General features: G+C 68.5%; 11 protein-coding genes. 2 read left to right on the top strand and 9 right to left on the bottom strand.

Features of this window, described 5'->3' with window-relative positions; all coding sequences use genetic code 11:
- Positions 1–304: substrate-binding domain-containing protein (locus tag KMS84_RS35725; protein WP_256920690.1), on the top strand; the 304-nt coding region annotated here is incomplete at its 5' end.
- Positions 305–387: 83 nt separating this feature from the next.
- Here the strand turns inward: KMS84_RS35725 and prcA are convergent.
- The 6 genes from prcA to arc all read right to left on the bottom strand — a co-directional run bounded on the left by prcA (position 388) and on the right by arc (position 6558).
- Entirely contained in the window at positions 388–1125 is a 738-nt protein-coding gene (prcA, locus tag KMS84_RS35720; RefSeq protein WP_109001842.1) for a proteasome subunit alpha, read from the bottom strand.
- A 60-nt stretch (positions 1126–1185) separates the two neighbouring features.
- Positions 1186–2031: a proteasome subunit beta gene (prcB, locus tag KMS84_RS35715; protein ID WP_256920689.1), complete on the bottom strand. Its 846-nt coding sequence runs from the start codon at positions 2029–2031 to the stop codon at positions 1186–1188.
- Positions 1983–2591: an endonuclease VII domain-containing protein gene (locus KMS84_RS35710; RefSeq protein WP_256920688.1), complete on the bottom strand. Its 609-nt coding sequence runs from the start codon at positions 2589–2591 to the stop codon at positions 1983–1985. The genes prcB and KMS84_RS35710 overlap by 49 nt, the downstream gene beginning before the upstream one ends.
- Before the next feature lie 49 nt (positions 2592–2640).
- Positions 2641–2859, bottom strand: a complete 219-nt coding sequence (locus KMS84_RS35705; protein ID WP_256920687.1) for a ubiquitin-like protein Pup — start codon at positions 2857–2859, stop codon at positions 2641–2643.
- Positions 2860–3046: 187 nt separating this feature from the next.
- The gene (gene dop / locus KMS84_RS35700; RefSeq protein WP_361353843.1) at positions 3047–4558 is read right to left on the bottom strand and encodes a depupylase/deamidase Dop; all 1512 of its coding nucleotides are present in this window, start codon (positions 4556–4558) and stop codon (positions 3047–3049) included.
- A 233-nt stretch (positions 4559–4791) separates the two neighbouring features.
- The gene (gene arc, locus KMS84_RS35695; protein ID WP_109001848.1) at positions 4792–6558 is read right to left on the bottom strand and encodes a proteasome ATPase; all 1767 of its coding nucleotides are present in this window, start codon (positions 6556–6558) and stop codon (positions 4792–4794) included.
- Between the two features lie 243 nt (positions 6559–6801).
- On the opposite strand from arc, the gene KMS84_RS35690 reads away from it, so the two are divergent.
- Positions 6802–7107: a ferredoxin gene (locus KMS84_RS35690; protein WP_256920686.1), complete on the top strand. Its 306-nt coding sequence runs from the start codon at positions 6802–6804 to the stop codon at positions 7105–7107.
- 84 nt (positions 7108–7191) lie between these two features.
- Here the strand turns inward: KMS84_RS35690 and KMS84_RS35685 are convergent, their stop codons facing one another.
- The 3 genes from KMS84_RS35685 to KMS84_RS35675 all read right to left on the bottom strand — a co-directional run.
- Positions 7192–7758, bottom strand: a complete 567-nt coding sequence (locus KMS84_RS35685) for a hypothetical protein (RefSeq protein WP_256920685.1) — start codon at positions 7756–7758, stop codon at positions 7192–7194.
- Between the two features lie 238 nt (positions 7759–7996).
- Positions 7997–8899, bottom strand: coding sequence for a tRNA (adenine-N1)-methyltransferase (locus KMS84_RS35680; RefSeq protein WP_256920684.1), 903 nt, complete (start codon positions 8897–8899; stop codon positions 7997–7999).
- A 57-nt stretch (positions 8900–8956) separates the two neighbouring features.
- Positions 8957–10128, bottom strand: a 1172-nt coding sequence (locus KMS84_RS35675; protein WP_256920683.1) for a site-2 protease family protein, incomplete at its 5' end; no start/stop codon positions are given.

Here is a 10128-nt window from a genome sequence, read left to right as displayed (position 1 = left end):
CGGCCACCCCCGCCCCACCGCCGTCGTCTGCGACGACGACAAACTGGCCGCCGGCGCCTACAAGGCCGCGCGCCGCCTCGGCCTGCGCATCCCCGACGACATCTCCGTCACCGGCCTCGACGACCTCGCCCTCGCCACCGCCCTCGACCCCGAACTCACCACCGTCCGGCTCGACGCCGAACTCTTCGGCGAACGCGGCATGCAAGCCCTCCTCGACGTCCTGGAGGGCCGCACACCCGACGACACCGACATCCCCGTCCACCTCGTCGTACGAGCCTCCACAGCCCCGCCCGACGCCCCCTGAACGCCCTGTGCCCCGGCCGACGACCCGGCCGGGGCACACAAGGACGAGAACGAACGGGAACGCGGACGCCCCCGGAACGCGGACTACTCCTCCTCGGAGCTCTCCGCCTCCGTCGACGCGCCGTCCGTCTCCAGCAACCGGCCCAGCTGACGCCCGACGATCCGCTTGAACTTCCGCTGCTGCGGCCGCGTCCGATCCAGCACCGCCACCTCCAGCCGCTCCGCCGGAATCTCCCGCTGCGTGCCGTTGGTGTCCCGCGACAACGCCTGAACGGCCAGCTTCAACGCGTCCGCCAGACTCATCCCGTCCTGATGACGCTGATCCAGATAACTGCTGATCTGCTCCGCGTTGCCGCCCACCGCGACCGAACCGTGCTCGTCCACGATCGACCCGTCGTGCGGCAACCGGTAGATCTGGTCCCCGTCCGGAGTCTCACCGACCTCCGCCACGACCAGCTCCACCTCGTACGGCTTCTCACCCGCCGAGGAGAAGATCGTGCCCAGCGTCTGCGCGTACACGTTCGCCAGACCACGCGCCGTCACATCGTCACGGTCATAGGTGTAACCCCGCAGATCGGCATACCGCACACCGCCGATCCGCAGATTCTCGTACTCGTTGTACTTGCCGGCGGCCGCGAAACCGATCCGGTCATAGATCTCACTGAACTTGTGCAGCGCACGGGACGGGTTCTCGCCGACGAACACGATGCCGTCGGCATACTGCAGCACGACCAGGCTGCGGCCACGGGCGATGCCCTTGCGCGCATACTCCGCGCGGTCCGCCATCGCCTGCTGGGGAGAGACATAGAACGGCGTCGACACCGGTTAACCGTCCCTTTCTGTCGAAGTCACTGGATCACGCGGGACACACACGGGCCACCCCTACAACAGCGCGGCGCGCGGACCGTCCGGCTGCTCCAGACGGCGCTCGAGGATCGAGCGGGCGATACCCGACGACTCCTCGTCGGTGAGCCTGCGGAACCCGTCCTCGGTGATCACCGTGACGATCGGATAGATCCGCCGCGCGACGTCGGGACCACCCGTCGCCGAATCGTCGTCCGCCGCGTCGTACAGAGCCTGCACCACGAGCGTCGTGGCCTGCTCCTCCGTCAGATCGTCCCGGTACAGCTTCTTCATCGCCCCGCGCGCGAAGATCGAACCCGAACCCGTCGCCGCGAAGTGATGCTCCTCCGAACGACCGCCCGTGACGTCGTAGGAGAAGATCCGGCCCCGGTCCCGGTCCACGTCGAACCCGGCGAACAACGGCACCACCGCCAGACCCTGCATCGCCATGCCCAGATTCGACCGGATCATGGTCGACAGCCGGTTCGCCTTGCCCTCCAACGAGAGCTGCGCCCCCTCGACCTTCTCGAAGTGCTCCAGCTCCAGCTGGAACAGCTTCACCATCTCCACGGCCAGACCCGCCGTGCCGGCGATGCCCACGGCCGAGTACTCGTCGGCCGGGAACACCTTCTCGATGTCCCGCTGCGCGATGACGTTGCCCATCGTGGCCCGGCGGTCGCCCGCGAGCACCACGCCCCCGGGGAACGTGACGGCCACGATCGTCGTCCCGTGCGGAGCCTCGATCACCCCCTGCGTCGGGGGCAGCTGGCGCTTGCCGGGCAGCATCTCCGGCTGGTGCTCGGAGAGGAAGTCCATGAAGGACGAGGACCCAGGCGTCAGGAAGGCAGCTGGTAGACGCCCGGTGCTACGAGTGTTGGCTTCCACGAAGTTCCCTCCAGGTAGGCGGCTGCCCGACGAACAGCGTCGGGGTCGTCTCCCAACTTGCCGATGGCCGAATTGCAGTTGAAGCACAGTACGCCTCGGACCCTACCCGTCTCGTGGCAGTGATCCACATGCCGAGGCAGAGCGGTCAAACATATGCAACACACGCCCCCTTGAGAGGCGATCAACTCGTCCCGCTCGGCCTCGGTGAGGCCGTACTGGCGCTTTAGATGATCCTGTCTGCCCTGGACCGCCCGACACACCTTGCATCGAGTCGACAGGCCATCGGACGCGGTTGCGTTGCGATGCCACTTACCATGTGGCTTAACCTCGCCACACGTCCTGCAAAGCTTGTGTCCCGGCGGGACGACCACACTTTCCCTGACCGTCCTGCCCTTGGCCTCCTGACGCCGCCGGTAGTGCGCGGCGCTGTACTCCGCCACACACTCCCGGCAATGCGCCTGAAGGCCGTCGCTCCGGTTCCTGTCCCGCGCGAACGCGGCAAGCAGTAGGCGTCTGCCACATTTGCCGCACCGCTTCGTCGAGGTTGCCTCGTCAGCCACCCTCAACCCCCGCTACTTTCAATTCGAAGGCGAGTCCATCAGATGGCCTTCACTCGCCGCCCTTTTGCACGAAGGACCTCACGAAATCCTCGGCGTTCTCCTCGAGTACATCGTCGATCTCGTCAAGAACCGAGTCCACGTCGTCGCTCAGCTTCTCCTGGCGCTCCTTGAGGTCCTCGGAGCCCTGCGTCTCGACCGCCTGCTCCTCGACCTCCTCCGTGGAGTGCGTCGCCTTCTGCTGGCCGCCGCCGGTGTCCTTGGTCGCCATAACCCTCACCCCGCTCTTTCGCCCGACATGGTCGACAGGTCGGCATTCCTGCCGATCGGTGATGATCAGACCCTACAAGCCCGGTCCGACATCGGCCCCGCAGTTGCGTCAACGTACGAGGCCCACCTCGATGATTCCCGGACGGGGGGTGTTCCACCCGTCGAGCAGGTTCCGTCCGGGTCACGGTTCAGCCGCCCGACAACACCCTGACCAGGTCTTCTGCGGTGCGGCAGCGATCCAGGAGCTCCTTGACGTGATTTCGCGTTCCGCGAAGGGGTTCCAGGGTTGGGACGCGCTGGAGCGAGTCCCGGCCGGGCAGGTCGAAGATCACGGAGTCCCAGGAGGCCGCGGCGACGTCGTCGGCGTACTGCTCCAGGCAGCGGCCGCGGAAGTACGCGCGGGTGTCCTCCGGGGGCTTGGAGACGGCCCTGTCGACCTCGGACTCGTCCAGGAGGCGTTTGATGCGGCCGCGGGCCACGAGGCGGTTGTAGATGCCCTTCTCGGCCCTGACGTCGGCGTACTGGAGGTCGACGAGGTGGAGGCGGGCGGCGTCCCAGTCGAGGTCGTCGCGGCGCCGGTAGCCCTCCATGACCTCGCGCTTGGCGACCCAGTCCAGTTCGCCGGCGAGGCTCATGGGGTCGTTCTCCAGGCGGGTGAGGGTGTCCTCCCAGCGGGCCAGGACGTCCTTGGTCTGGTCGTCGGCGTCCGCGCCGAAGCGTTCCTCGACGTATTTGCGGGAGAGCTCGTAGTACTCCATCTGGAGCTGGACGGCGGTGAGCGTGCGGCCGCTGCGCAGGGTGACCAGACGCTTGAGGCTCGGGTCGTGCGAGACCTGGTGGAGGGTGCGCACGGGCTGGTCCACGGCGAGGTCGACGGCGATGAAGCCGTCCTCGATCATCGACAGGACGAGGGCCGTGGTGCCGAGCTTGAGGTAGGTCGAGATCTCCGAGAGGTTGGCGTCGCCGATGATCACATGGAGGCGGCGGTACTTCTCGGCGTCGGCGTGGGGCTCGTCGCGGGTGTTGATGATGGGGCGCTTGAGGGTCGTCTCCAGGCCGACCTCGACCTCGAAGTAGTCGGCGCGCTGGCTGAGCTGGAAGCCGTGTTCGTGGCCGTCCTGGCCGATGCCGACGCGGCCCGCGCCGGCGAAGACCTGGCGGGAGACGAAGAAGGGCGTGAGGTGGCGCACGATGTCGGAGAAGGCGGTCTCGCGCTTCATCAGGTAGTTCTCGTGCGTGCCGTAGGAGGCGCCCTTGTTGTCGGTGTTGTTCTTGTAGAGGTGGATGGGCTGGGCGCCGGGGAGCGCGGCGGCGCGTTCGGCGGCCTCGGCCATGATGCGTTCGCCGGCCTTGTCCCACAGGACGGCGTCGCGGGGGTTGGTGACCTCGGGTGCGCTGTATTCGGGGTGCGCGTGGTCGACGTAGAGGCGTGCGCCGTTGGTGAGGATGACGTTGGCGAGGCCGATGTCCTCGTCGGTGAGCTGGCTGGAGTCGGCGGTCTCGCGGGCGAGGTCGAAGCCACGCGCGTCCCGCAGCGGGTTCTCCTCCTCGAAGTCCCAGCGGGCCCGGCGGGCCCTGTGCATCGCCGCCGCGTAGGCGTTGACGATCTGGGACGAGGTGAGCATGGCATTGGCGTTGGGGTGGCCGGGGACGGAGATGCCGTACTCCGTCTCGATGCCCATTACTCGCCGTACGGTCATGCGGCCCTCCTTGCCCGGCGGCACCCTCGGTCGTGGGCGCCGCTCAGATACCGGTGGTGCTCCGGTGCGTGTGCGGTGCCCGTCCCCGCAACTAGCGACCCGGCGGTACGGAAGAGCCTAGAACGCCTCTGCGCTGGTGGGGAGATCATTTGCGTCATTGCCTTGCTCCAGCCGTGGCCCGGAAAGCAGTCGGCTGCGGGTACCCGTGGTGGGCACCCGCAGCCGCCCTGTTTTTACAGGTACTGTCCGGTGTTCGCCACCGTGTCGATGGAGCGTCCGGTGTCCGCGCCCTGCTTTCCGGTGATGAGGGTGCGGATGTAGACGATCCGTTCGCCCTTCTTTCCGGAGATGCGGGCCCAGTCGTCGGGGTTGGTGGTGTTGGGGAGGTCCTCGTTCTCCTTGAACTCGTCCACGCACGCCTGGAGGAGGTGGGAGACGCGCAGGCCCTTCTGGTTGTGGTCGAGGAAGTCCTTGATGGCCATTTTCTTGGCGCGGCCGACGATGTTCTCGATCATGGCGCCGGAGTTGAAGTCCTTGAAGTAGAGGACTTCCTTGTCACCGTTGGCGTAGGTGACTTCCAGGAAGCGGTTCTCCTCGGATTCGGCGTACATGTGTTCCACCGCCGTCTGGATCATGCTCTGGACGGTGGTGGTCTTGTCGCCGCCGTGTTCGCCGACGTCCTCGGAGTGCAGGGGAAGGCGTTCGGTGAGGTACTTCTGGAAGATGTCCTTGGCCGCTTCGGCGTCCGGGCGCTCGATCTTGATCTTCACGTCGAGGCGGCCGGGGCGCAGGATGGCGGGGTCGATCATGTCCTCGCGGTTGGAGGCGCCGATGACGACCACGTTCTGAAGGCCTTCGACGCCGTCGATCTCGGCGAGGAGCTGCGGGACGATGGTGTTCTCGACGTCGGAGCTGACGCCGGAGCCACGGGTGCGGAAGAGGGATTCCATCTCGTCGAAGAAGACGATGACGGGGGTGCCCTCGGAGGCCTTCTCCCTGGCTCGCTGGAAGACGAGGCGGATCTGGCGTTCGGTCTCGCCGACGTACTTGTTGAGGAGCTCGGGGCCCTTGATGTTGAGGAAGAAGCTCTTGCCGGTGGCCTGGCCGGTGACTTCGGCGACCTTCTTGGCCAGCGAGTTGGCGACGGCCTTGGCGATGAGCGTCTTGCCGCATCCGGGGGGTCCGTAGAGGAGGACGCCCTTGGGCGGGCGGAGCTCGTGCTCCTTGAAGAGGTCGGGGTAGAGGTAGGGCAGTTCGACGGCGTCGCGGATCATCTCGATCTGTCCGCCGAGGCCGCCGATCTGCTCGTAGCCGATGTCGGGGACCTCTTCGAGGACGAGTTCCTCGACCTCGCTCTTGGGGACGATCTCGTAGACGTACCCGGAGCGGGGTTCGAGCAGCAGGGCGTCGCCGGGCCGGATGGTGACGTCCAGCAGGGGCTCGGCGAGCCTGACCACTCGTTCTTCGTCGGTGTGTCCGAGCACCAGGGCTCGTTCGCCGTCCTCGAGGATCTCCTTGAGGGTGACGATGTCGCCGACGCGCTCGTACTCCATGGCCTCGACCACGTTGAGCGCCTCGTTGAGCATGACTTCCTGGCCGCGACGCAGTTCGTCGAGTTCGACGCCGGGGCTGACGTTGACGCGGAGTTTGCGGCCGCCGGTGAAGATGTCGGCGGTGCCGTCCTCGTTGGCCGTGAGGAAGACTCCGAAGCCGGCCGGCGGCTGGGCGAGCCGGTCGACTTCTTCCTTGAGGGCCACGATCTGGTCGCGGGCCTCGCGGAGCGTGTTGGCCAGTCGTTCGTTCTGGGCGGAGACGCCGGCCAGGTTGGTCTGCAGCTCGACGATCCGCTCTTCGAGAATCCTCGTGTGTCGCGGAGAGTCGGCGAGCTTGCGCCGCAGGACGGCGATCTCCTGCTCAAGGTAGGCAATCTGCCCGGACGGGTCGTCGGACCCTCGTCCCGGGCGGATGCCGCGGTTCATGTCGTCGTCGTGGGCTGCCACGGTCCTCACCTCCTCCAAGGGGAGCTGGACGCTTCCAGACCCTACCTGGGTGGGTGTCGATTGAAACCCCTAGATCACAAAGACTGTCGGGGTGTGTCCGATCTTCACCCTTGCGCTCTCCCTCACGCCAGGGGAATACCCACGGAACATGATTGGAAAGCGGCCGAGGGTAGGGTCGAAGTGTTCAACACCCGTCGGAGCCTGCATGGTTCCCCGGCGGGTCGACGGTAAACGGCAGGAGTTATGGGCGTGCAGCAGGAGGCCGGTGTCGGTGGCGAGGCCCTGGAGGTGTGGATCGATCAGGATCTCTGTACCGGTGACGGGATCTGTGCGCAGTACGCGCCGGAGGTCTTCGAGCTGGACATCGACGGGCTGGCGTACGTGAAGGACGGGCAGGACGAGCTGTTGCAGGCCAAGGGGGCCGTGACGCCGGTGCCGTTGCCGTTGCTGACGGACGTGGTGGACTCGGCGCGGGAGTGCCCGGGCGACTGCATTCATGTGCGTCGCGTTTCGGACGGGGTCGAGGTCTACGGTCCGGACGCGGAGTGAGCGTCGCGGTTCATGGCGTGACGGCGCTCCGGCGCGTTCGTGGTGTGAGGGCTGTCTGATTTCTCACAGGGCGAACGGCCGGCGTCAGACGTTGCGGGCGCCCGCGGGGGTCGTGCGGAGGAACTTGTGGTCCTTCCACTGCCACCTGGCGCTGTCCTTGACGTCGGGGCAGCAGCTGGGCACGTCGGCGGTGGAGTAGCCGAGGAGCGTGGCGAGGACGGCTCCGTCGCTGATGGTGAGGCTGGTGACGGTGTTGCGGGCCTTGGGGTCGAGCAGGGTGGCGACCACGCGCGCGTGCGTGTCGTCGCGGCCGTGGGTGAGGACGTAGACGCCGTCGGGCGGGGTGCCCATGGGGGCGTCGCAGTGGACGACGGCGACGGTCTCGGGGGCGCCGTCGCCGTCGAGGTCGCCGGTGGCCTTCTTCACGACGAGGGCGGTGACGGGGCCGCACTGGAGGGGGAAGTCGACGCCGGTGGTGGCGGGGGCGGCGACGGACCGGGCGGGTGGGCCGGCGCTCTGGGCGGCGGTGGCGTGCCCTGGTTGCAGGAGTGAGGAGAGGGCGACGACGCCGGCGACGGCGGTGGCGGTCGCGACCCAGTGGATGGGCCGGGTGTGGGTGTGTGCCAGTTCCGGGACGGCGGAGTGCTGCACTAGGAGTGTCTCCTGCGGGGGCTGTGCCGGTGGGGGTGGGATTGGCCAGCATCGTGCCACACGTCACAGGTCGGGGGAACGGCGGGGTGCGGGATTTCGGACGTGGGGTGTGGGGCGGGGTGTGCGCAGGGGTGGACCGGTTGGGGGGTGAACTGGCGAGGCGCCGTGGTGGAGTTCCCGGTGGGTGGGGGGAACTCGGCCACGGCGCCTTGTCGTTGTGGGTGGTGCGGGGGGCCGGTCAGCGGCCGCTGCCTCCGTCGGCGTTGGGGCCGGCGTAGTCCTCGCCGTAGGCGCCCTTGGCGGGGCGGCGGCGTCGCATGGGGGGCTCCACGCCGTCCGCGAGGCGGCGGGCGGTGAGGAGGAAGCCGGTGTGGCCGATCATGCGGTGGTCGGGGCGGACGGCGAGGCCTTCGATGTGCCAGTTGCGGATCATCGACTCCCAGGCGGTCGGCTCGTTGAAGGAGCCGATCTCGCGGATGGACTCGACGGTCCGGGCGAGCTGGGTGGTGGTGGCGACGTAGCAGCAGAGGATGCCGCCGGGGACGAGCGCCTTGGAGACGGCCTCGAGGCATTCCCAGGGGGCCAGCATGTCGAGGATGACGCGGTCGACGTCGGTGTCGCTCAGGTTGTCCTGGAGGTCGCCGACGGTGAGCTGCCAGGCGGGGTGCGGGCCGCCGAAGTAGCGCTCGACGTTGGCCTGCGCGATCTCGGCGAAGTCCTCGCGGCGCTCGTAGGAGTGCAGCATGCCCTGGTCGCCGATGGCGCGCAGCAGGAAGCTGCTGAGGGAGCCGGAGCCGACGCCGGCTTCGACGACGCGTGCGCCGGGGAAGATGTCGGCGAAGGCGAGGATCTGCCCCGCGTCCTTGGGATAGACGACGGCTGCCCCGCGGGGCATGGACAGGACGTAGTCGGGGAGCAGGGGGCGCAGCGCGAGATAGGCGACGTTCCCGGTGGTGCGGACGACGCTGCCCTCGGGTGAGCCGATCAGTTCGTCGTGCGGGAAGGAACCCTTGTGGGTGTGGAAGTTCTTCCCGGCTTCGAGCGTGAACGTGTAGTGGCGGCCCTTGGGGTCGGTCAGCTGAACCTGGTCCCCGACCTTGAAGGGCCCGCGCCTGCGGGCGGCACCGGTCGGTTCGGACATGTGACCAGCCTACCGGCGTTTGGCGGGGGCGCCGACCACGCCCGGGGGGAGGGGTGGTCAGGCGGGGCGGGCCATGGCCTTGACGAAGGCGCGCTCGACGTCGGCGGCGGACAGGACGCCGAAGATCTCCCCGGTCTCCTCGACGACGAGGTATTCGGTGGCGGGGGTGGCGCGCAGGACGTCGAGGAGGTCCTCGCCGGCGAGTTCGGCGGAGACGCGCATGCCGTCGGTGAGGTCCTGGGCGAGGCCGCTGACGGCGACCCAGGGGCGGCGGTGTTCGGGGACGCCGACGATGGCGGCCTCGCGGACGAGGGAGAGCGGTTCGCCGTGGGCGTCGACGACGACGAGGGCGCGGGCGCCGGCGTCGTTGGCGCGGCGGAGGGCTTCGGAGAGGGGGGTGTGGGTCTCGACGGGGACGGCGCGGCGGGTGAGGGTGCGGGCGCGCAGTTCGGGGAGGTGTTCGCGCAGGCGGGCCATGCGCAGGCTGTTGCCGGCGCCGGTCCAGATGATCGCGGCGAGGATCGCGGCGAGGAGGGCGTCGGTGACGGTGTCCATGCCGACGCTGTCCTCGGCGCTGGAGCCGAGGGCGCCGGACTGGGTGAGCAGGGGGAGGCCGATGAGGACGGAGACGGCGAGGGCGCGTCCGACCCAGGCGGCGGCGATGGTGCCGCTCATGGGCTTGCCGGTGATCTTCCAGACGACGGCGCGGAGCATGCGGCCGCCGTCGAGGGGGAGGCCGGGCAGCAGGTTGAAGATCGCGACGATGAGGTTGGAGATCATGAGGCCGGCGAGCAGGACGCCGGGGACGGTGCCGCGCTCGACGGGTTGCATGGCGAGGTAGAAGAGGCCGGAGAGGGCGAGGGAGAGGAGGGGGCCGACGAAGGCGAGCCAGAACTCGCGGCCGGGGGTCTCGGCTTCCTTCTCGATCTCGGAGACGCCGCCGAAGAACTGGAGCTGGATGCGGCGGACGGGGAGTTCGAAGCGGAGGGCGGCGACGGTGTGGGCGAGTTCGTGGATGAGGACGGAGGCGTAGAAGGCGACGGCGAAGAAGAGGGAGACGAGGTAGCGGGCGGCGCCGAGTTCGGGGAGCACGCGGTCGAGCTGGCCGCCGAAGACCCAGGTGATGAGGGCGGCGACGAGGAACCAGCTGGGGGCCACGTAGACGGGGACGCCGAAGGGGCGGCCCATGAGGAGGCCGCCGCGGGGCTGCTCCGGGGGGCGTGCGGGCG

Origin of the sequence: Streptomyces hilarionis (genome assembly GCF_024539675.1) — a bacterium.
Taxonomy (GTDB): domain Bacteria; phylum Actinomycetota; class Actinomycetes; order Streptomycetales; family Streptomycetaceae; genus Streptomyces; species Streptomyces hilarionis.
The sequence above is the reverse complement of the archived record's forward strand: the minus strand, read 5'-3'. Positions and strand labels throughout refer to the sequence as shown.